We start from the raw sequence: 21762 nt of genomic DNA on the forward strand, positions 1-21762 counted from the left end.
CGATGCCCAAAGTTTTAGTTATAAGTGACAGTCATGGATCAACAGAAGAGCTTAAACAAATTAAAGCACGTCACTCGGTCGAGTTTATGATACATTGCGGAGATTCAGAACTGGATATGGATGCACCGGAATTGGAAGGATTTTTAAAAGTGGCGGGCAACTGTGACTTTGACACCAGATTTTCGCAAGAACAAGGAAGTTTAATTGAAGATCTGCATTTCTTTTTTGCGCATGGACATCGCCATCAGGTTAAGTCCAACCTATTAACAGTTGCATACCGTGCTGAAGAGGAAGGTGCGCAGGTTATTTGTTTTGGTCATACACATATTGCCGGAGCAGAGAAGGTTGGCAATCAATTACTGATCAACCCCGGAAGCACCCTATTGCCCAGGGTCAGGAATGAACAGACCTACGCATTGATGGAATGGAATACAGTTGATGATGTACATGTTGATTTTTATACGGTTGAAGGAGAACATGTAGAGGATTTATCAATTAAAACATCGTTGAAGGGGTAATTATTCTGCTTTTCATTAGAGCACAGGACACTCTAATGAAAAGCAATTGTTTACCAAACCATTGACAAATATTTTCAAAGTGCATATAATAATTTTTGTCCGTTAAATTTGTGACGAGCAAAAGTTGGTTCTTGAACAATTTACTTGCGGGTGTAGTTTAGTGGTAAAACCTCAGCCACGAGCAATACATCCACCGAGTAAGCTGCGAGTTGCGAGGAGTGCTTCTTCACCGAAATTACTTGCAACACGACGAGCACCATTTCGTGAGGATAATAAAAGAAATCTAACTATTTAACATGCGGGTGTAGTTTAGTGGTAAAACCTCAGCCTTCCAAGCTGATGTCGTGGGTTCGATTCCCATCACCCGCTCCATACATAATATAATAGTGTCCCAGTAGCTCAGCAGGATAGAGCAACAGCCTTCTAAGCTGTGGGTCGCAGGTTCGAATCCTGCCTGGGACGTCATCTGGAGAAACCTATTACTGATTCATAGGTTTCTTTTTTCATATCGTCAGGAAGAATAAATTTTGTAACGCTGATGAGGTTTATTTTTTTAATTTCCGGGTATGTATAGTTATTATGGGAAATATTAAAAAGAAGAAAGGAGTGTATAAATGCTGAATGAACAAGACAATGTAATACTTTTCCCGAAATGGCGTACTAAATTAGAGGAAGAAAGCTTGCTTGCACTTAAAGAAAAAAAGTATGAAGAAGCTCTTACAAAGCTGGATGAGCTGTTAAGCTACCACGTTGATAATCATGAGATTATTATGGGAAAATTAATGTGTCTTATGGAACTGGATCGTTACGACGAGGCGCAGGATCTATGTGAAACATTAATTACACATAAGTATGACGGGAATTATTATCATTATGTACATATTTATTTAACGATTTTGTTTCAAACCAGCCAGTATGAACACTTGATGGAGCAGGTTGAGTTAGAATTTGAAACGGGAAATGTTCCGGATATTATTCTCGAGCAGTTCCAACAGCTGTACGATATGAGCAAAGAAATGCAAAATGAAATTACATATGAAAGATCTTCCGAATATATAAGTGAATTACAGGAGGCAGTAAATCAACAGAATCATGCAGAGCAGTGGCGACTGGTTGAACGTATGCGTCAGATAAATGCCGATCCAACGAAGACCGTGAAACCACTGTTAACCAATGAAAATGTTCATCCGGTAACAAAAACTGCAATTTTAAAGTGGTTTAAGGAGAAAAATGTTTCAGATGAGGTAGCGATAAGAAAACTTGACACACAGATGACTATTACACCAGTTAATATTCCTGACATCAGATCACACCCGACAATGAAACAGCTGGTTTTAATAATAGGGGAATTGGAACAGAAGGATCCAACATTATTCCAAATAGTTGATAAATTGTTGTACCGGTATATTTATGTAAGATACCCGGTTTTGCCAGATGACGGTGAAATAATACATATTGCCAATGCTCTGATACAGTTGGGTAAAGAATATTTGGATATACATACAATGCAAAATGAAAGTATTGAGAATCAGGTAACCCGTTATATGGAAGAAATTAAAATGTGTGAAGTGCTGTATTCAACAATTATTGAATCGTAGGAATTCAAGCACCATAATGGTTGAAAGGACCAGTAAGTATGTTATAATGAGATGGTTGTAAATATGATCATTATGTAATTAATGAACGTGTTAGAAAACCTGGCTTTTCTTATACTTGAATACACTTAAAAATTATTCTTTTTAAAGTGAAAATCACAGGAATAGTAGATTTTGGAGGGAAATTTATGTCAGCAAAATGGGAAAAACAAGAAGGTAATGAAGGAGTACTTACGATAGAGGTAAGCGCAGAGGAATTTGACCGCGGATTAGATCAAGCGTTCAAAAAGGTAGTTAAAGATGTTCAAATTCCAGGTTTCCGTAAAGGAAAAGTTCCGCGTAAAATCTTTGAAAACCGTTTTGGTGTAGAGTCTTTATACCAGGATGCAGTAGACATCATTTTACCTGATGCTTACGTAAAAGCTGTAGAAGAGACTGGTATTGAACCTATCGAACAGCCGGAAGTTGACATCGAAGAAATTGAACAGGGTAAAGATCTTATTTTCACTGCAAAAGTTCAGGTGAAACCGGAAGTTGAACTTGGTGACTACAAAGGCCTGGAAGTGGAAGAACAATCTGTTGAAGTTACCGATGAAGATGTTGATCATGAAATAGAACATCAACGTGAACACCACGCAGAGCTTACTGTAAAAGAAGAAGGCAGTGTGGAAGAAGGCGACACGGTTGTAATGGACTTTGAAGGTTTCCTTGGTGACGAGCCATTTGAAGGTGGAAAAGGTGAAGACCATTCATTGGAAATTGGGTCCGGACAATTCATTCCGGGATTTGAAGAACAAATGGTTGGTAAAAAACCTGGTGAGGAAACAGAAATTGAAGTAACATTCCCTGAAGATTATCATGCTGAAAATTTAGCTGGTCAAAAAGCAACTTTCAAAGTAAAAATTCATGAAGTAAAAGCGAAAGAATTACCTGAACTTGATGATGAATTTGCCAAAGATGTCGATGAAGAAGTAGAAACACTTGAAGAACTAAAAACTAAGAAAAAAGAAGAAATGGAAGCGCAAAAGAAACAGGATGCTGAAAATCAGAAGCGTGAATCATTAGTTGAACAAGCTTCAGACAACGCAAATGTTGATATTCCGGAAGCAATGGTAAACACGGAATTGGATCGTATGATGCAGGAATTTGAACAACGCCTGCAAATGCAGGGAATGACAATGGAGATGTACTTCCAGTTCTCCGGTCAGGATGAAAATGCATTGAAGGAACAAATGAAAGAAGATGCTGAAAAGCGTGTGAAAACCAATTTAACATTGGAAGCTATTTATAATGAAGAAAATCTTGAAGTAACTGATGAAGACGTTGATAAAGAACTTGAAAATATGGCTTCCATGTATGGAACAGAAGTGGAGCAACTTAAGCAGATGCTCGGTGGAAATGCAGACGCAATTAAGGAAGACCTTAAATTCAGAAAAGCAATTGAGTTCCTTGATGAAAACAGTAAAACGGTATAACCGCTTTGGTTAATCTTAAATGAAGATAATTATAAAACAAGGTGCGAACAATTCGCACCTTGTTTTAAACTTCTGTACAATAAACTTATTTTTAAAAGCAGACAAAGTTGTTATCTATATTCACCAATTTACATACGCTAATAGAGGACTAGTCAAAATAAGTTATTTCTTGGAACGATTATCTAGAACAATCTGGCATATAGTATAAGTAGTTATCATTTGACTTTTTCACAAAGTCCTCCATAATTAATTGATAAATGAAGGCTGTTTTTAAAAATGTTGATATTTTTGATTGCAATTTCTTACAAGCAGCGAAAGTAAAGTGTATACGGGCTGCGGGAGGAGATTGCAAAAAAAACATACGAAGAGAGCCTGAATGAATGAGTGGTTATTGTTTTGTTTTCCAATTTTGATTTGGTATGATGACAATGAAAGTTAAAAACAAATACGCGTAAGTTGAAAAGCAGATTTAAACTTTTAGGGGTGAAATGCAGTGTTTAAATTTAATGAAGAAAAAGGACAATTAAAGTGTTCATTTTGCGGAAAAGGTCAGGAACAAGTACGGAAGTTAGTAGCCGGGCCGGGCGTTTATATATGTGATGAATGTATAGAACTTTGTACAGAAATTGTAGAAGAAGAGTTAGGAACCGAAGAGGAAACTGAATATAAGGAAATTCCAAAACCAAAGGAAATCTGTGATACTCTGAATGATTATGTTATCGGTCAGGATAAGGCAAAAAAGAATTTATCTGTTGCGGTATATAATCATTACAAGCGGATTAATACACCAAAAAATTCAGATGATGTGGAACTGGCAAAAAGTAATATTGCCATGCTTGGACCAACCGGCAGCGGTAAAACATTACTTGCTCAAACACTTGCAAGAATCCTGAATGTTCCCTTTGCAATGGCAGATGCTACATCATTAACTGAGGCAGGTTATGTCGGTGAAGATGTGGAGAATATTTTATTGAAGCTGATCCAGGCAGCAGATTATGATGTGGAAAAAGCTGAAAAAGGGATTATTTACATTGATGAAATCGATAAAGTTGCCCGTAAATCAGAAAACCCTTCAATCACACGTGATGTATCTGGTGAAGGCGTACAGCAAGCCCTATTGAAAATCCTTGAGGGAACGGTAGCAAGTGTACCTCCTCAAGGCGGGCGTAAACATCCACATCAGGAATTCATCCAAATTGATACGACCAACGTTTTATTTATCGTTGGTGGTGCCTTTGATGGTATTGACCAAATAATTAAGCGTCGTCTTGGCAAGAAAGTTATTGGCTTTGGTTCAAATGACGAAAAACAACAGGATCTGGATAAAGGCGAACTTCTGCAAAAAGTATTGCCTGAAGACTTATTGCGTTATGGCCTGATCCCTGAGTTCATCGGCAGAATTCCTGTTGTAGGCAGCCTGACACCATTGGATGAAGATGCATTGGTTGAAATTTTAACGAAACCGAAAAATGCACTTGTCAAACAGTACGAGAAACTGTTTGAAATAGATGATGTCGAACTTGAATTTGAAGAAGAGGCATTAGTAGAAATCTCTAAGAAGGCGATTGAACGAAAAACAGGTGCTCGCGGATTGCGTTCCATTATTGAAAGCATCATGCTTGATGTAATGTTTGAACTTCCTTCACGCGAGGATATTGAGAAGTGTATTATTACCAAAGATACAGTGGCCAAGGAAAATGGCAGTCCTAAACTCGTGTTTAGAGATGGAACTGTAAAAGAAGGCAATGAAAAGCTTCCTAAAGAAAGTGCATAATTTATGATGATGTAAATAAAATAATCTGAGACTGACAAAGGTGGAAACTCCTTTTTGTGCATGTGTTTCTTTAAGGGGAAATAAAAGCCATTGTCAGTCTCTTTCTATGTTGGCAGTGTTTAGTTTTAAATCATCAGGTAATACTAAAAGCAATATTCTTTTACAAACGGGCAAGAATTATATAAACTTTAACCAGTAAAGAAATACATAAAAATTCCAGTATTTATCGGAGGTACATACTATGACAAAAGAAACGAATCAACTACCCCTCCTACCACTGCGCGGATTACTTGTTTTCCCATCCATGGTACTGCATTTGGATGTTGGTCGTGATAAATCAGTAACAGCATTGGAAAAAGCAATGATGGATGATCATACCATTTTTCTGGCTGCCCAAAAGAAAGTTAGTTTGGACGATCCCGAGCCACAGGACATCTATCGTGTAGGTACGTTGGCAAAAGTTAAGCAAATGCTGAAGCTCCCGAATGGAACAATTCGTGTACTTGTTGAGGGCTTGCAGCGTGGGGAAATAATCCGTTTTATTGATGAAAAAGATGAATTTAATGTAGAGGTAAAAGAGCTTGAAGACGAGCATGCCGAGCAGAACGAAGAAGAAGCACTCATGCGCTCATTACTGCGACAATTTGAGCAATATATAAAAGTTTCACAAAAGATAACAAAAGAGACATTGGCAACGGTATCTGATATTGATGAGCCAAGCAGACTTGCCGATTTAGTAACATCCCATTTATCGTTGAAAATTAAAGATAAACAGGACCTGCTTGAGACTATCAATGTAAAGGAACGCCTGCAGCAGCTGATTAAGCTTATTTCCAATGAGAAAAAAGTATTGGACCTTGAGAAGAAAATCGGTCAGCGTGTCAAAACGTCAATGGAGAAAACACAAAAGGAATACTATTTACGTGAACAATTAAAGGCGATTCAAAAAGAACTTGGTGAAAAAGACGGTAAATCAGGTGAAGTAGGACAGCTGAAAGAAAAAGTTGAGAATTCGGACATGCCTGAGCGGATTGTGGAAGTAGCTATGAAGGAGCTGGACAGGTATGAAAAAGTACCGCAAAGTTCTGCGGAAAGCTCAGTAATCCGAAATTATATTGAATGGCTTCTGGCACTCCCATGGACAAATAAGACACAGGATACAATTGAAATAGATAATGCGCAGCAGATACTGGATGAAGATCACTACGGGCTCGAAAAAGTAAAGGAACGAATCCTGGAATATCTGGCTGTACAAAAACTGACTCAATCTATAAAAGGTCCAATTTTATGTCTAGTCGGACCACCCGGAGTTGGTAAAACATCGCTTGCCAAGTCAATTGCCCGTTCGATTAACCGGAATTTTGTCCGCATGTCTTTAGGCGGAATAAGAGATGAGGCGGAAATTCGCGGTCACAGGCGCACATATATCGGTGCAATGCCAGGTCGGATCATTCAAGGGATGAAAAAAGCGAAATCAATAAATCCGGTATTTTTATTGGATGAGATTGATAAAATGGCCAGTGATTTTCGGGGAGATCCATCTTCAGCAATGCTTGAAGTTTTGGATCCTGAGCAGAACAGCAATTTCAGTGACCACTTTATTGAAGAAACATACGATTTATCGAATGTACTTTTTATAGCAACAGCCAACTATGTAAATAACATTCCGGGACCACTGCTGGATCGTATGGAACTAATATCGATTGCCGGGTATACTGAAGTTGAGAAGTTGCATATTGCGAAAGAACATCTGCTGTCAAAACAACTTAAGGAAAATGGACTGCAAAAAGGTAACTTGCAGGTTCGTGATGAGGCATTGCTGAAACTGATTCGCACGTATACAAGAGAAGCAGGTGTGCGCGGATTGGAGCGGCAGCTTGCCACACTTTGCCGGAAAGCAGCTAAGATTATCATTTCCGAGGATAGAAAACGGGTTGTTGTTACCGAAAAGAATATTGAAGAGTTATTGGGTAAACCTTTGTTTCGATATGGTCAAATGGAGGATGAAAATCAGATTGGTGCAGCTACAGGACTTGCTTACACTGCAGCCGGCGGGGATACGCTTTCAATCGAAGTTTCCCATTATCCTGGTAAAGGAAAGTTAACCTTAACCGGTAAATTGGGTGATGTCATGCAGGAGTCAGCACAGGCAGCTTTCAGTTATATTCGCTCACGAGCTGAAGAGTTAAATATTGACCCTGATTTCCATGAAAAATATGACATCCATATTCACGTCCCAGAAGGTGCGACACCGAAAGACGGACCTTCAGCGGGGATTACGATGGCAACCGCACTTGTATCTGCATTAACGGGCAGAGCTGTGAAAAAAGAAGTTGGAATGACGGGGGAAATTACGTTACGTGGACGTGTCCTGCCGATAGGTGGCTTGAAGGAAAAATCATTGAGTGCACACCGTGCTGGAATAACAACCATTATCATTCCTGAAGAGAATGAAAAAGATATTGAGGATATACCAAAAAGTGTTCGTGAAGACCTTACCTTTATTAAAGTAAATCATCTTGATCAAGTTTTAAAACATGCACTGGTGGCTGAAGCTAATGAAGGTAAATAATGCAGAAATTGTAATCAGTGCGGTCAGTAAAAAGCAATACCCGGGTGACAGGCTTCCTGAAATCGCCCTGGCTGGCCGTTCCAATGTTGGTAAATCATCGTTTATCAACAAACTTATCCATCGGAAAAATCTTGCCCGTACATCATCAAAACCAGGCAAGACACAGACATTAAATTTCTATAAAATTAATGAAGCCTTCTATTTTGTTGATGTTCCCGGGTATGGATATGCCAAAGTTTCCAAAAAGGAACGGGAAAAATGGGGAACAATGATGGAAGAGTATTTTGAAACACGAGATTCGCTTAAGGCAGTAATGTTAATTACTGATATACGGCATGAACCAACGGCTGATGATGTGCAAATGTATGAGTTTTTAAAGTACTTCGAATTACCGGTGATCGTCATCGCAACCAAATTGGATAAAGTTCCAAAAGGTAAACGTGCGAAACATCTGAAGCGGACAAAGCAAACGCTGCAGGTGGAGTCAGGGGACATTGTCATTCCTTTTTCAGCTGAAACCGGTGAAGGTAAAGATGAAGCGTGGGGCACTATCAGGAATTATTTAAATTAAATTACAGGAAATGCTCTTTCGTAATGAAAGAGCATTTTTAATTACTGGGTTTTCAGAAAAATGAAAGAACTAAAGAGTATTTAAAAGAATCATATTGCATATATACGTATGTGAGAGATATTATCATCACATTCGTTTAAATGTATGTATTGTACCGTATTTGAACTTCAATGTAATTCGGTGATCCACCGGGTATTTGATATAATTTTATGTACAAGTGCGCGGTAAATATAAAGCGGTGTGGGTTAATTAGTTCCAAAAAAAAAAAGAAATGGGGAGGATTTTTCGTTTATGAAAAAACTGAAAATTACAGTACTTTTCGCTATTATTGTGCTTGTTTTAGCAGCGTGTGGAAGTAGCGAAAGTGGGAATGGTGATACTTCATCCGGTGATGGTGAAGGAAGTTCTTATAATCTAGTTGAGGAAGGCAAGCTTAATTTTGCTTCGTCAGGTGAGTTCAGGCCATTCAGCTATATGGAAAACGGAGAAATGGACGGATACGATGTTGCAGTTGCAAAAGCCATTGCTGAAAAGTTAGGACTTGAAGCTGTCGCCAATAAGGCAAAATTCTCCGGGATTGTTACTGGTGTAAAGCAGGGACGCTACGATATCGCTGTTGCCAGTCATACCATAACTGAGGAGCGCCTGGCACAGGTTGACTTTTCTGAGCCGTACTATTATTCCGGTCCTGTAATTTATACAAGACCTGACAGTGATATTAAATCAGCGGACGATCTGGAAGGAAAGGAAATATCTGTTTCAAGAGGATCTACCTACGTTGAAATGGCAAAAGAGTATACAGACAATATTCCACAGGTTGACAGTGATGTGGTTGCACTTCAGTCATTGGCAAAAGGTCATCATGATGCAGTAATTACCGACTCTGTTACAGGAAGCACTGCAATCGAGGATGGACTGGAAATTGCAGCTGTTGAACAACTTGGAGTCAGTAAGCAGGCGGTTGCTGTCAATAAAGAAAGTGATAAACTGCTTGAAGATATTAATACAGCGCTAAAAGAATTGAAGGAAAGTGGAAAGCTTGAGGAATTATCAATGGAATACGTTGGTGCAGACATCACCAAAGATCCTGAAAAATCAAGCGAATAATTGCGGAAGCTGACAAAACATTAAATGCAAATGTGCGCTCATTATGCGCACATTTGTGCCTTAAAAGGAGTTGAAATTTATTGTCTGCAATCACACATTTTTTTGAAGTATTTACGGGAAGTTTTGATTTATTTTTAAATGGGCTTTGGCTGACATTTCTTTTATCAGCCGCCTCATTGGTAATTGCATTTATAATCGGTCTGTTTTTTGCGATACTTAAAATCTCAAATATAAAAATTTTGGAATGGATAGCAGATGCATATATTTGGCTGGTTCGTGGAACACCGTTGATTGTGCAAATATTTGTCCTGTATTATGGTCTGGTGGAAATTGTCCTTATTCCTATGTTCTGGGCAGGAGTAGCCGGACTTGCATTTCATAGTGGTGCTTATATTGCCGAAATTATTCGTGGTGCAATTCAATCCATTGATAAAGGGCAGCGAGAGGCTGGTCGTACGCTGGGGATGACAAAAGGGCTTACAATGCGAAGAATCATTTTGCCACAGGCATTTCGAAGGGCGGTACCATCGCTTGGTAACCAATTTATTATTGGTATTAAGGACTCCTCACTTGTTTCATTCATCGGTATGCAGGAATTATTCGGTGTTGCCAGTACCCAGGGCTCGAATAACTTCGACTACCTTCCGTATTATCTAACCGTAGCAGTTTATTACCTGTTCATTGTATTGATTCTTACATTATTAGTGAATATGCTTGAGAAGAAATTGGCTCAAAGTGATTAAGCGAGGAGGTTTAACATGAGTGAAAACCAGGAAATGATCCGGGTTGAGAAGTTGAATAAATCATTTGGTGATTTACATGTTTTAAAGGATATAGACTTAACTGTTCATGAAAGTGATGTTGTTGTACTGATCGGTGCAAGTGGATCCGGGAAGAGTACATTGCTTCGTTGTTTAAACTTTCTGGAGATGAAAAACAGCGGGAACGTTATTATTGAAGGTGAACAAATTGAGGCAGATACCCATGACTTAAACAAAGTAAGGGAACGTGTCGGCATGGTATTTCAGCATTTTAACCTTTTCCCGCATAAAACGGTTATCGGAAATGTTATCGAGGCACCAACACAGGTGAAAGGAATAAAAAAAGATCAGGCTATTAAAGAAGGAAAAGAATTACTGGACAAAGTCGGTTTAGGTGATAAATATGATGTATATCCATCGACATTATCCGGTGGCCAGAAACAACGCGTTGCCATTGCCCGGGCATTGGCAATGAAACCCGATGTTATGCTTTTTGATGAACCAACGTCAGCACTTGACCCTGAGCTTGTCGGAGAAGTACTATCCACGATGAAAGAGCTGGCAGATGAAGGGATGACAATGGTTGTCGTCACGCATGAAATGGGCTTTGCGCGTGAAGTCGGTGATTCAGTAGTTTATATGCATGATGGCAAGATAGTCGAATACGGACCACCTGGTGAACTGTTTGATAATCCAAAAGAAGAACGCACACAAGCTTTTTTGAGTTCGATATTATAGTATAAAGAACATTATCTTTTTTTAGTTTTCTCACCGCAGTTGATATAAAATGCGAAGTAAAAGAAGATCGAGTGCTATAACACCGCTGCGGAAATACACTTCGCTTTCCGTGGACGGCTGCCCGGCCCTCTTCGTGCTTACGCACTCAATGGTCTCACCCAGGCCTTTCCTCCCACAGGAGTCTTCGTGTATTTCCTCCGCTGTATTTTGCTCATAATAAATAAAAATATCATTAAAAACAGGAGCTGGAATATGCGAGACTCCTGCGGGAAGAACAAGCTAGGCGAGACTCGGGAGCGAGGTACGAGCTGAGGAGGCTCGGTACTCGCCCGCGGCTAAGAAGACACTGCGAAAACGAACTTTTTGAGCAGATGTCGCCTTGTTACCCAGAGATGTGAAAGCATCCGCCCGAAGCGATCCCGGACGGTGGGGGAGAAATGAACGTATAAAAGCATTCCTGCGGTTGCGTCGCACTTTATAGAAACTGTTGAAAGTTTTATTCTTTAAGTTGAAGCAAATGGCAGGAATCTTTGGAAATCAACCTGCAAAAAATAATCCTCCCACAAAGGAAGGATTATTTTTTCCTTTTTAACCAATAAATACCTATTCCAATGAGTATAAGCGGCCAAAACCTTTCCAGAAGAGCGGTTAAGTCGTAAATCCAGCTAAATGTAGCGGGGAGTCGGACGGAAAAGATCAATAATATCGAAATCACTGTTACCAGCACTCCCGCAAGAAAGCCTTTCTTCGTCCGAAGACCACGAACAATAAAAGCAATCCCAACAATCATCGGATAAACCGCCCAATGGTCAATCCAAAAGCCGTAGTGACTCAGTCCATGGAAATGAATTCCCAGACCTAGTACAATTGTACCGCTAAACAGGTGCTGGTAATCTTTTGATGTGTAACTATGAATAAGTAATGCGAGTCCAATGATAATAAGTAATGTAGGCCATGAATAAAAATCAGTTATAATGGGAATTTTCAATTCTCGTAACAGAAAATAAACCCCAATTCCAATTAAAATATATGCTGCAAATGAATTTTGCCGTTTCACTAATTTCCCTTCTTTCATGATTCAACGAATTGGGCTGAATTCTTGCTTCTTACATACTCGTATGATAAAGTACAAACGAGTTATAATACAATAATACGAATAACCTATAATATTGTTTCAAAATCTGTTCACATTTTCAAAAAATGTACTGATTTGTCCATGTTATAATTAATCTGAATGTTTAAAGCATCTTGGGGGTAGTTACCTTGCACATACTGAAAGTTGGATTGAATTATAAATCAACCCCATTAGAAATAAGGGAACAACTTACTTTTTCAGAGGATAGCCTTGATCAGGCCATGTTTCAATTAAAAGACAAGAAAAGTATTCTGGAAAATGTGATTGTCTCGACATGTAATCGTACAGAAGTATATGCGGTGGTTGATCAGGTTCATACGGGACGTTATTATATAAAACAATTTCTTGCCGACTGGTTTCAGGTCGATAAAGAAGATCTTTCTTCCTATTTGCGAATAGCTGAAAGTGACGGAGCGATAGAACATTTACTGCGTGTGTCAACCGGCCTTGATTCCATGATTTTAGGTGAGACACAGATATTGGGTCAGGTGAAACAGTCATTTTCAACAGCGCAGAAGATGCAAACTACCGGAACTGTGTTTAATGAGTTATTTAAGCAGGCAATCACCTTTGCAAAACGGGCACATAAGGATACAGCTATAGGTGAGCATGCAGTATCTGTCAGCTATGCGGCTGTTGAACTTGCTAAAAAAATATTCGGCGATTTGGAAGAGAAACATGTTGTCATACTTGGTGCCGGTAAAATGGGAGAGCTTGCTGCTAAAAACCTGCATGGTTCAGGAGCATCGAAAATTACGGTTGTAAACCGCACATATGAAAAAGCGGAAGAACTCGCTGAAACGTTTCAGGCAAAAGCAGAACCTATTGATCATCTGGATAATCTGTTGCATGAAGCAGATATTCTCATCAGTTCAACCGGGTCAGATTCAGTTGTATTGACGAAAGAAAAACTTGAACCAATTCAAAAGAAACGTAAAGGCAGTCCATTGTTCCTTGTGGATATTGCTGTTCCGAGAGACCTGGACCCTAAAATAGAGGAATTGGACAGTGTTTTCTTATATGATATTGATGACCTGCAGCACATTGTTGATAAAAATCTGTCAGCCAGAAAAGCAGCTGCTGAAAATATCGAAATAATGCTTGAAGGTGAAATTGTTACTTTCAACGAATGGTTGCAAACACTTGGAGTTGTACCGGTTATTTCGGCACTTCGTCAAAAAGCGCTCTCCATTCAGGGTGAAACAATGAAGAGCATTGAACGAAAGATGCCTGATCTGACTGCTCGTGAGAAGAAAGTACTTAATAAACATACGAAAAGTATTATTAATCAACTTTTAAAAGAGCCAATAACACAGGTTAAAGAATTGGCAGCAGTTGAAAACAGTGAGGAATCACTTCAGCTGTTTATTGATATATTTGGCATCGAAAGTGAAGTACAGACTGAGTTGGTAAAACAGGCAAAAAAAAATCCGACTGCAGCAAACTCAAAACAAAATAAAAATAAAAAAGTATCCATTCCTTTAACATCACCACAGTAAGATGAAAGGATTTCTATTATGATTGAAGCGAAATGGCTTTATGAAATCATACTTATTATCTATGGATTGAGTCTGATTGGATACTTCATTGATTTTATTCAGAGTAACCGGAGGGCAAACGCAATCGCCTTCTGGTTACTTAGTATGGTCTGGCTTATCCAAACCGTTTTTATTCTGAACCAGATATTTATTGAGAAAAGTTTCCCGGTATTAACGTTATATGACGGCTTATCTTTCTATGCATGGGTGCTGATTTCTTTTTCATTGATTATTAATAAACTCTTTCGCATCCATTTTATTCTTTTTTTCACCAATTTAGTAGGTTTCTTTATTCTGCTGCTGTATATTTCAACCGGGGCACAGGAACATCTTCATGGACAGGGAATACAATTGGTAAACGAAATATTGATAACACATATAACGCTGGCGATAGTTTCTTATGGTTTCTTTACCGTTGCTTTTCTTTTTTCCATTATGTATATCGTTCAATACCGATTTTTAAAAGAGAAAAAAGGACTGGACTGGATTTGGAGATTTGGTGATTTAAATAAGCTTGATTTATATTCTTTTAAAACAATTACATTGGGTGTCCCATTATTAACGATTGCAATTATAATGGGGGTCGTATGGGCCTATGCCGCCAATGCCGAGTTTTATTGGTTTGATTTGAAGACGATTGGTTCCATACTTGTATTAATCGTTTATATCATTTATTTACTGTTGCGTTTAGTAAAAGGCTATAGTGGAAAATCAATATCTGTTTATAATATTGCTGCTTTTCTTGTGTTACTGATTAATTTCTTTTTGTTTAGCATATTATCAAACTTTCATTTTTAACAGTATATTTAGGAGGATGCCAAAATGCGCAAAATTGTTGTTGGGTCAAGAAAAAGTAATCTCGCATTAACCCAGACAGAGTGGGTAATTGACCAGTTGAAAGAAGCTGGTCTTGAAAATGAGATAGAAGTAAAAAAAATCATGACAAAAGGGGACCGCATTCTTGATGTAACCTTATCAAAGGTTGGTGGTAAGGGACTCTTCGTTAAAGAGATTGAACAAGCAATGTATGATAAAGAGATTGACTTTGCTGTACATAGTATGAAGGACATGCCTTCAGAAATGCCAGAGGGACTTGTGATTTCCACCATTCCTGATAGGGAAGATCACCGGGATGCTTATATTGCCAAAAACAATATTGCTTTAAAAGATTTGCCTGAAGGGGCTATTGTTGGTACAAGCAGTCTGCGCAGAAAAGCACAAATATTAGCTGAACGTCCTGACGTTCAAATTAAATGGATTCGCGGAAATATTGAAACACGAATTCGAAAATTGAACGAGGAAGATTATGATGCGATTATTTTGGCAGTGTCAGGACTTAAGCGAGTAGGGTTAAGTGAAGAACTTATCACAGAATACTTGGAGCCTGACGTGTGTGTTCCCGCAGTAGGCCAGGGGGCTTTAGCCATCGAGTGCCGTGAGGATGACCATGAACTCCGTAATTTATTGGATAAGATAAGTGATCTCAGGACAACTAAAACGGTTACTGCGGAGCGAACATTTATGCATCTACTTGAAGGTGGCTGCCAGGTTCCGATCGGCGGCTATGCCCATCTGGATAATGATGAAGTTGTGCTGACTGCATTTGTTGGTACACCGGACGGTAAAACCATTTTAAAAGAAACCGTACGCGGCAACGATTCGAAAGCAGTTGGTACAGAAGCTGCCGAACGATTGATTAATCAGGGTGCAAAAGATATTGTTGATGATGTAAAAGAGGAGTTAGACGACTGATGTCAGTCACTTTACATGGAAAAAAGATTCTGATTACCCGTGAGGAAAAGCAGGCAAAGGAATTTTCCGAAAAGGTATTACAATACGGTGGAACACCTGTCGAAGTACCACTTTTGCGAATTTCATGTAAGGATATTCCCGATAAAAGACAAGTCTTTATGAATTTACATCGGTATAAATGGGTGTTTTTCACAAGCGCAAACGGTGTGGAATGTTTTTTTAAGCTTGCCAAAAAATACAAATGTACGAGTGACGTTTTGTCGGAATGCAAATTAGCTGCAGTTGGCCATAAAACTGCCAGCTGTTTGAGCGACCATGGATATGAAGCGCATTTTATTCCATCAACGTATAATGCTGAAGTGATGGCAAATGAATTTACCGCTAATCATTCCAAAATGGAAGAACCGATTCTGCTTATCCGTGGAAATAGATCCAGAGATGTGCTTCCTGTCTGGTTTAACGAACTGGAAATTACATTTGATCAATTGGAAGTATATGAAACAGCGTATAATTTTCAGGCTGAGACTGAATTAAACCGGGTAATACAACGCGAGAAGCTTGACTTTATTACATTTACAAGCCCATCAACCGTCGAAGCATTTTTTGAAATGAAAAAAAATCAGATCACAAGCTATCCGGAATTTGTTTGTATAGGTACGACAACAAGTGAACGAGCAGCTGAACTTGGCATAAAACATACATTGACACCAGAAAACTTTACAATTGATGGGATGCTCAATGAAATAAGCAATTACTTAAATGAAAGAGGGTAGGTATTTATGGAAGCTGGACAGAACTTTAAACGACACCGCCGATTACGTTCTTCTGCGGCAATGCGCTCGCTGGTACGTGAAAATCATCTTCGAATGGATGATTTCATTTACCCGATCTTTATTGTTGAAGGGGAAAACAAAAAGAATGAAGTTCCTTCCATGCCGGGTGTTTTTCAAATTTCACTCGACCATATAAAAAAAGAAATGGAAGATTTACTTTCACTCGGGATAAAAGCCGTTATGGTCTTCGGGGTTCCTGATGAGAAAGATGAGCAAGGAAGTGGCGCTTTCATTGAAACCGGGATTGTACAGGAAGCAACCCGCCTTATTAAGAAAGAAGTACCGGAAATGCTTGTCGTTGCAGATACATGCCTGTGTGAATATACGTCCCATGGTCATTGCGGAGTTATTCATAACCATGACGTCGATAATGATGAATCACTAAAGTTATTAGCTAAAACTGCAGTATCCCAGGCAGATGCGGGAGCAGATATTATCGCACCATCCAACATGATGGACGGATTTGTAGCGGTTATCAGGCAAGCGCTGGACGAAGCAGGGTATACGAATATCCCGATCATGTCATACGCAGTCAAATATGCATCAGCCTTTTACGGACCATTCCGTGATGCTGCTGACAGCACACCACAATTTGGTGACCGTAAAACCTACCAGATGGATCCATCTAATCGTATGGAAGCCTTGCGAGAAGCGGAATCGGATGTTGAAGAAGGTGCAGATTTCCTGATTGTTAAACCAGCGATGTCCTATTTGGATATTGTCCGTGATGTGAAGAATAATTTTAAAGCACCTGTAGTCGCATATAATGTAAGTGGTGAGTACTCCATGGTAAAAGCAGCTGCACAAAACGGATGGATTAATGAAAAAGAATTAGTACTTGAAAAACTTACAGCAATGAAACGCGCAGGAGCAGACCTAATCATTTCCTATTTTGCCAAAGATGTTGCAAGATGGCTTAATGAGTAGGATTTAAAATAAATGTCAAAACTGTTTAGCGGTTATGAGCATTAACAAGGGCAGTTGACGGAAACTGGAAGTATTCTGAAAAAGGTTGAGTGGAATAACACCGCTCCGGAAATACACTTCGCTTTCCGTGGGCGGCTGATGAGCCTCCTTGCTCCTCCGTCACTGCGGAGTCTCATCTAGGCCTCTGCTCCCACAGGAGTCTCCGTGTATTTCCTCCGCTGAGAATTGCACGATATATTTTGGTAAGTTAACAACATTTTTTTCTTGAAGAATATTAACCACCAAACCAGCTGCGGTGGTTAGAGAGCATTACTAAATTATACTGGTTCGCAGTTTATGAAAAAGGTATATTTCACGGCATTAATCTATTCGATTTAACATAATGAATAAATTTTAAAGATGAGGTGATTGATTGTGGCAAACTTTAACAAGTCAGAGGATGCGTACAAAGAAGCGGTTGACCTGATGCCAGGTGGCGTTAACTCGCCTGTCCGGGCATTCAAATCTGTCGGTATGTCACCAATTTTTATGGAGTCCGGCAAAGGATCGAAAATTACAGATATTGATGGCAATGAATACATTGATTATGTGCTGAGCTGGGGGCCTCTGATTCTTGGGCATGCTGATGATCGGGTTGTATCCAGTTTACAGGAAGCGGCAGCAAAAGGAACAAGTTTTGGTGCACCAACATTATTGGAAAATAAGTTAACACAAATGGTTGTTGACCGGGTCCCATCAATTGAAATGGTACGTATGGTCAACTCAGGGACAGAAGCTACAATGAGTGCGTTACGCCTTGCCCGCGGATATACAGGTCGGGACAAAATATTAAAATTTGAAGGAAATTATCATGGGCATGGAGATTCATTGCTTATTAAAGCCGGATCCGGTGTTGCTACTCTGGGTCTTCCTGACAGTCCGGGAGTTCCTGAATCGATTGCCCAAAATACAATTACCGTACCATACAATGATGTTGAAAGTGTACGATACGCATTTGAGAATTATGGTAATGATATTGCTGCGGTCATCGTTGAACCTGTATCTGGAAATATGGGTGTTGTACCACCGCAGGAAGACTTCTTGCATGAATTAAGACAACTAACAAATGATTATGCATCCGTGCTTATTTTTGATGAAGTTATGACCGGGTTCCGCGTTGGTTATAATTGTGCACAGGGTTATTTCGGCGTCACTCCTGATTTAACGTGTCTTGGTAAAGTAATTGGCGGTGGCCTTCCAGTAGGTGCATATGGCGGAAAACGTGAAATTATGGAACGGGTCGCACCAACAGGGTCAATTTATCAGGCTGGAACATTGTCCGGTAATCCACTGGCAATGACAGCTGGATATGAAACATTAAATGCATTGGATGAGTCTTCATATGAAGATATTAATGCTAAAGTGGATAAACTCGTGGAAGGATACAAACAAGCAGCAATTGATTTTGATATCCCACTCCAGATAAATCGTGCAGGTTCGATGGTCGGCTTTTTCTTCACTAATGAGCCGGTAATTAATTATGAAACAGCGCAAAATGCGAATGTCGATTATTTTGCACAATATTATCGGGCAATGATTGAAGAAGGTGTCTTTTTGCCACCATCCCAGTTTGAGGGAGTATTTATGTCAACTGCTCACACTGACGAGGATATTGAAAAAACAATTCAGGCAGTGCGCACTGCCTTTTCAAAAATTGAAAAGTAATAAATAATATTTCTGAAGCTATTCCTGTTATTACAGGAATAGCTTTTTTAGATGGTATAAGCATATCCTTTGTTTGTGTTTCATATAGTTGAAATAAGGCGTATAAATGGAATATGTGTTGAGGGGAGGAAGTCATTTGTCCAACGATCGTGAAGTGTTCAGTTTTGATTTGAATGAGTCGCTTTATTTTGAAAGAGGACAGGAAGTTGCCGAAATGGTAGGAATTTCATTGGACCCGGAAATTTCTATCCAGCCATTCAATGACTATATTTCAATTAGAGGAGTTATTGAACTCCGCGGTACTTATCAAAAGGAGCAGTTTGCAAATCCGGATGATGAGGATACACTCGATTTTGATGATTACCATTCAAGACGGTATGTCGAAAAAGTATTAGAAATGGACAATGGTCAATCAGAGTTTATCCATCGGTTCCCGGTGGAGATATCTGTTCCGACTTATCGTGTTTCCGATTTAAATGATGTAACGGTAAACATTGAATCATTTGATTATGAAATACCAAATCAGAGTCAGCTGAAACTGAGTTCTACTATTGAAATAAGCGGAATCAGTGATCAGTCTGAGGTGACACCTGAATTAGGGGCAGATAATGAAACTGTATTTATGCCGAGGGGAGAGGAAAGTTTTTCATTTGATGTAAAAGCTGAAAAGGAAACACAGAACACAGATGAAATGGTTAATCCGGAAATAACACCTGTCCTGCCACCGGAAATCGATACCGGTAATGACGAATCAGACGATGATGAATCGGAGGAAAGGGTACTGTGGAAAACTAAGAAGTCACAGTCACTCGCCGAATTTTTCGCTAAAGATAAACCAGAAGAAAGTCCTGAGGAGGAATCTCCATCAATGCAGGATTACGACAACGACTATGAATCTGTTGATTATTATGAAAGTGATGATAATCAAATGGAAGATGTCCGGTATTTAGCGGACATGTTCCGGAGTGATGATGATGAAAGCTATGCACAAATGCGTTTATGCATCGTTCAGGATTCGGATACCGTGGAGTCGATTGCTGACCGTTACGAAATATCACCGTTACAACTTGTGAATCAGAATCATTTATCAAACGACAGCCTGGAAGAGGGTCAATTATTATATATTCCATACAAGAAAAAACAATAGCCTGACAAGTAAACCCCTTGCTCTAACAGTAAGGGGTTCATTTTACTAATAGTTGCTGGAAAAAAGGTGGTGTGAATCAGTTGGAAAGGATAAATAAAATAGCTTGGGCGTATGGAATCAGGCCATTTAAAGTTGATCAGATTTCCAAACGGGTTTTTCGAGTAAGTGATGGTAACTATGAGTATGCATTAAAAGAAAGCAAACTTACTGAAAAAGAATTGGAGGCCTGGGAGTATGTGTTTCATCAGGCATATTCCCAGAATCTTACAGGTATTTTACCAGTATATTTAACAAAGAATTCCCGTTTATATACATTTCATAAGCAGACATATTACTATTTGACACCATGGATCCCATCAATGGAAATAAGTGAAAAGGAAGCAATTAAAACTTTATATGATACAATTGGCGGGATTCATGCTAATACAAAGCGGACACAAAGCATCCAAACAGAATCTGCAATAAACAGCTTTACCGAGTATCAGAAGGCCTGTGCAAATTTACGGGCACAATCGTTATATTATGTTGAGTTATTTGAAAAAAATCGTTTTATGTCACCCTTCGAACTACTGGCATGTACGCAATATAGACTGATGGATCAGGTTCTCTTCGTGCTGAATAACCATATTGAACAATTTATTAAAGCGGTTGAGGAAAATGAGTGGAATTACAGCCTCTGTCACGGTAATCTGAACTTATCTCATTTAATCCAACATAACTACACGTATATAATCAACTGGGAAAAGGCAAAATTTGATAATGCTGTTATGGATCTATCGGTATTTATGAAACAGCAGGTCCGCTATTACGACCGAACACCTGAACAGTTAACTGAAGCCTTTTCGGCATACATGAGTAAGAATGAACTGACAAAAAGTGAACTCCACCTTCTTGCAATTTATCTATTGGATCCGTTTTCGTACATAAATTTAATCGAGGCTTATTCCGATAATCCTGCTAACGATACAATGATTAATCAGACAATCGCGTTGCAACAAGTTTCACGCCAACTGCACATGGGTCTTAAATGGTCTGATTATATTGAAAAGGAACTTATTTCATCATCCACAGAAGATAATTAGGAAAGTTAAATCCATTCCAAATAAAATGCAATAAATATTCCGACGAGTATCCCAAGGAGAAATACATCCAATGAAGTCGGGAATAATAACGTACGAATTAATTGAAATATTAATATTGGCAAGGTACATTTTTCAATCACAATAATACAATTGCGTGCCCAGGGAGGCAGTCGGTATCGGTAGTATCTGGCCATACTTATCACCTCAAAGTTGTTTTTTTAATATAGTATGTATATATACCTGTGTTTTGTGCAATTCATAAATTAATAGTTGATTTTATTTGGCGTTATCGATAAAATGATAATTAATATTAAAATGCAGTGAGAGGGAAGAGTACAGAATAGTTGCCTCAGGAGAGAGGGAAACACGTGGTGAAAGTTTCCCAGGTTAAATTATTTTGGAAGGTCGCCCTTGACGCAGCCTCTTTGAACATTGGTTTTAAAAAGTAGGAGAGAGCCGGCTGTTGGCCGTTATCCATGAATGAAGTGCACAGACCGCTATCTGTGAACAAAGGTGGTACCACGGAATAATAT

Annotated in this window: 19 protein-coding genes, 2 tRNA genes and 1 other annotated feature (1 of these 22 cut by a window edge); of the genes, 19 read left to right on the plus strand and 2 right to left on the minus strand. The window is 39.1% G+C overall.

From position 1 onward, the window contains the following. The first annotated feature begins 2 nt into the window (after window positions 1–2). The 11 genes from G6R02_RS06630 to G6R02_RS06680 all read left to right on the plus strand — a co-directional run bounded on the left by G6R02_RS06630 (window position 3) and on the right by G6R02_RS06680 (window position 11111). Window positions 3–518, plus strand: coding sequence for a YfcE family phosphodiesterase (locus G6R02_RS06630; protein WP_164668452.1), 516 nt, complete (start codon window positions 3–5; stop codon window positions 516–518). 298 nt (window positions 519–816) lie between these two features. Then, a tRNA-Gly gene (locus tag G6R02_RS06635) sits at window positions 817–890 on the plus strand. A 16-nt stretch (window positions 891–906) separates the two neighbouring features. Then, window positions 907–980 (plus strand) — tRNA-Arg (locus tag G6R02_RS06640). A 152-nt stretch (window positions 981–1132) separates the two neighbouring features. Then, window positions 1133–2116 carry a tetratricopeptide repeat protein gene (locus tag G6R02_RS06645; RefSeq protein ID WP_164668453.1) on the plus strand — a complete coding sequence of 328 codons (984 nt, stop codon included), beginning with the start codon at window positions 1133–1135 and terminating at the stop codon, window positions 2114–2116. A gap of 185 nt (window positions 2117–2301) precedes the next feature. Further along, on the plus strand, window positions 2302–3588 hold the full coding sequence (gene tig / locus G6R02_RS06650) for a trigger factor (RefSeq protein ID WP_164668454.1): 1287 nt from the start codon (window positions 2302–2304) through the stop codon (window positions 3586–3588). Between the two features lie 493 nt (window positions 3589–4081). Further along, on the plus strand, window positions 4082–5362 hold the full coding sequence (gene clpX / locus G6R02_RS06655) for an ATP-dependent protease ATP-binding subunit ClpX (RefSeq protein WP_164668455.1): 1281 nt from the start codon (window positions 4082–4084) through the stop codon (window positions 5360–5362). Between the two features lie 241 nt (window positions 5363–5603). Beyond that, the gene (gene lon, locus G6R02_RS06660; RefSeq protein WP_164668456.1) at window positions 5604–7934 is read left to right on the plus strand and encodes an endopeptidase La; all 2331 of its coding nucleotides are present in this window, start codon (window positions 5604–5606) and stop codon (window positions 7932–7934) included. Further along, window positions 7921–8505 (plus strand): ribosome biogenesis GTP-binding protein YihA/YsxC, encoded by a 585-nt coding sequence (gene yihA, locus G6R02_RS06665; RefSeq protein WP_164668457.1) that lies wholly within the window; start codon window positions 7921–7923, stop codon window positions 8503–8505. The genes lon and yihA overlap by 14 nt, the downstream gene beginning before the upstream one ends. A 291-nt stretch (window positions 8506–8796) precedes the next feature. Further along, on the plus strand, window positions 8797–9612 hold the full coding sequence (locus tag G6R02_RS06670; RefSeq protein WP_164668458.1) for a transporter substrate-binding domain-containing protein: 816 nt from the start codon (window positions 8797–8799) through the stop codon (window positions 9610–9612). An 80-nt stretch (window positions 9613–9692) separates the two neighbouring features. Further along, the gene (locus G6R02_RS06675) at window positions 9693–10355 is read left to right on the plus strand and encodes an amino acid ABC transporter permease (protein WP_164668459.1); all 663 of its coding nucleotides are present in this window, start codon (window positions 9693–9695) and stop codon (window positions 10353–10355) included. Window positions 10356–10370: 15 nt separating this feature from the next. Beyond that, on the plus strand, window positions 10371–11111 hold the full coding sequence (locus tag G6R02_RS06680) for an amino acid ABC transporter ATP-binding protein (RefSeq protein WP_164668460.1): 741 nt from the start codon (window positions 10371–10373) through the stop codon (window positions 11109–11111). 574 nt (window positions 11112–11685) lie between these two features. Here G6R02_RS06680 and G6R02_RS06685 read toward each other — a convergent pair. Beyond that, window positions 11686–12168, minus strand: a complete 483-nt coding sequence (locus G6R02_RS06685) for a LiaI-LiaF-like domain-containing protein (RefSeq protein WP_164668461.1) — start codon at window positions 12166–12168, stop codon at window positions 11686–11688. A gap of 206 nt (window positions 12169–12374) precedes the next feature. On the opposite strand from G6R02_RS06685, the gene hemA reads away from it, so the two are divergent. The 8 genes from hemA to G6R02_RS06725 all read left to right on the plus strand — a co-directional run bounded on the left by hemA (window position 12375) and on the right by G6R02_RS06725 (window position 21229). Then, complete coding sequence (gene hemA / locus G6R02_RS06690) at window positions 12375–13745, plus strand: glutamyl-tRNA reductase (protein ID WP_164668462.1); 1371 nt, start codon at window positions 12375–12377, stop codon at window positions 13743–13745. Between the two features lie 18 nt (window positions 13746–13763). Continuing rightward, window positions 13764–14582, plus strand: a complete 819-nt coding sequence (locus G6R02_RS06695; protein WP_164668463.1) for a cytochrome C assembly family protein — start codon at window positions 13764–13766, stop codon at window positions 14580–14582. Between the two features lie 24 nt (window positions 14583–14606). Continuing rightward, the gene (gene hemC / locus G6R02_RS06700) at window positions 14607–15536 is read left to right on the plus strand and encodes a hydroxymethylbilane synthase (RefSeq protein WP_164668464.1); all 930 of its coding nucleotides are present in this window, start codon (window positions 14607–14609) and stop codon (window positions 15534–15536) included. After that, a complete protein-coding gene (locus tag G6R02_RS06705; protein WP_164668465.1) occupies window positions 15536–16309 on the plus strand; it encodes a uroporphyrinogen-III synthase in 774 nt (257 codons plus the stop codon). Before hemC ends, G6R02_RS06705 begins: the two co-directional genes overlap by 1 nt. Before the next feature lie 6 nt (window positions 16310–16315). Then, window positions 16316–17296, plus strand: coding sequence for a porphobilinogen synthase (gene hemB / locus G6R02_RS06710; RefSeq protein WP_164668466.1), 981 nt, complete (start codon window positions 16316–16318; stop codon window positions 17294–17296). Between the two features lie 414 nt (window positions 17297–17710). Then, on the plus strand, window positions 17711–19000 hold the full coding sequence (gene hemL, locus G6R02_RS06715; protein WP_164668467.1) for a glutamate-1-semialdehyde 2,1-aminomutase: 1290 nt from the start codon (window positions 17711–17713) through the stop codon (window positions 18998–19000). 136 nt (window positions 19001–19136) lie between these two features. Further along, window positions 19137–20147, plus strand: coding sequence for a stage VI sporulation protein D (gene spoVID, locus G6R02_RS06720; protein ID WP_246202525.1), 1011 nt, complete (start codon window positions 19137–19139; stop codon window positions 20145–20147). 80 nt (window positions 20148–20227) lie between these two features. Then, window positions 20228–21229, plus strand: a complete 1002-nt coding sequence (locus G6R02_RS06725; RefSeq protein ID WP_164668469.1) for a protein kinase family protein — start codon at window positions 20228–20230, stop codon at window positions 21227–21229. Between the two features lie 5 nt (window positions 21230–21234). Here G6R02_RS06725 and G6R02_RS20050 read toward each other — a convergent pair whose 3' ends face one another. Continuing rightward, a complete protein-coding gene (locus tag G6R02_RS20050) occupies window positions 21235–21423 on the minus strand; it encodes a hypothetical protein (RefSeq protein WP_246202526.1) in 189 nt (62 codons plus the stop codon). A gap of 117 nt (window positions 21424–21540) precedes the next feature. Then, window positions 21541–21762, plus strand: a binding site (T-box leader); it runs 16 nt beyond the window's last position.

This window comes from Virgibacillus doumboii, from assembly GCF_902806455.1.
In the GTDB taxonomy this organism is placed as follows: domain Bacteria; phylum Bacillota; class Bacilli; order Bacillales; family Amphibacillaceae; genus Lentibacillus; species Lentibacillus doumboii.

Bases quoted from the DNA above. Each gene is read 5' to 3' on its own strand.
- G6R02_RS06645 (WP_164668453.1), top strand. From the start codon at position 1,133: ATGCTGAATGAACAAGACAATGTAATACTTTTCCCGAAATGGCGTACT.
- hemB (WP_164668466.1), top strand. From the start codon at position 16,316: ATGGAAGCTGGACAGAACTTTAAACGACACCGCCGATTACGTTCTTCT.
- G6R02_RS06695 (WP_164668463.1), top strand. From the start codon at position 13,764: ATGATTGAAGCGAAATGGCTTTATGAAATCATACTTATTATCTATGGA.
- tig (WP_164668454.1), top strand. From the start codon at position 2,302: ATGTCAGCAAAATGGGAAAAACAAGAAGGTAATGAAGGAGTACTTACG.
- G6R02_RS20050 (WP_246202526.1), bottom strand. From the start codon at position 21,423: ATGGCCAGATACTACCGATACCGACTGCCTCCCTGGGCACGCAATTGT.
- G6R02_RS06630 (WP_164668452.1), top strand. From the start codon at position 3: ATGCCCAAAGTTTTAGTTATAAGTGACAGTCATGGATCAACAGAAGAG.
- G6R02_RS06680 (WP_164668460.1), top strand. From the start codon at position 10,371: ATGAGTGAAAACCAGGAAATGATCCGGGTTGAGAAGTTGAATAAATCA.
- yihA (WP_164668457.1), top strand. From the start codon at position 7,921: ATGAAGGTAAATAATGCAGAAATTGTAATCAGTGCGGTCAGTAAAAAG.
- lon (WP_164668456.1), top strand. From the start codon at position 5,604: ATGACAAAAGAAACGAATCAACTACCCCTCCTACCACTGCGCGGATTA.
- G6R02_RS06670 (WP_164668458.1), top strand. From the start codon at position 8,797: ATGAAAAAACTGAAAATTACAGTACTTTTCGCTATTATTGTGCTTGTT.
- hemC (WP_164668464.1), top strand. From the start codon at position 14,607: ATGCGCAAAATTGTTGTTGGGTCAAGAAAAAGTAATCTCGCATTAACC.
- G6R02_RS06705 (WP_164668465.1), top strand. From the start codon at position 15,536: ATGTCAGTCACTTTACATGGAAAAAAGATTCTGATTACCCGTGAGGAA.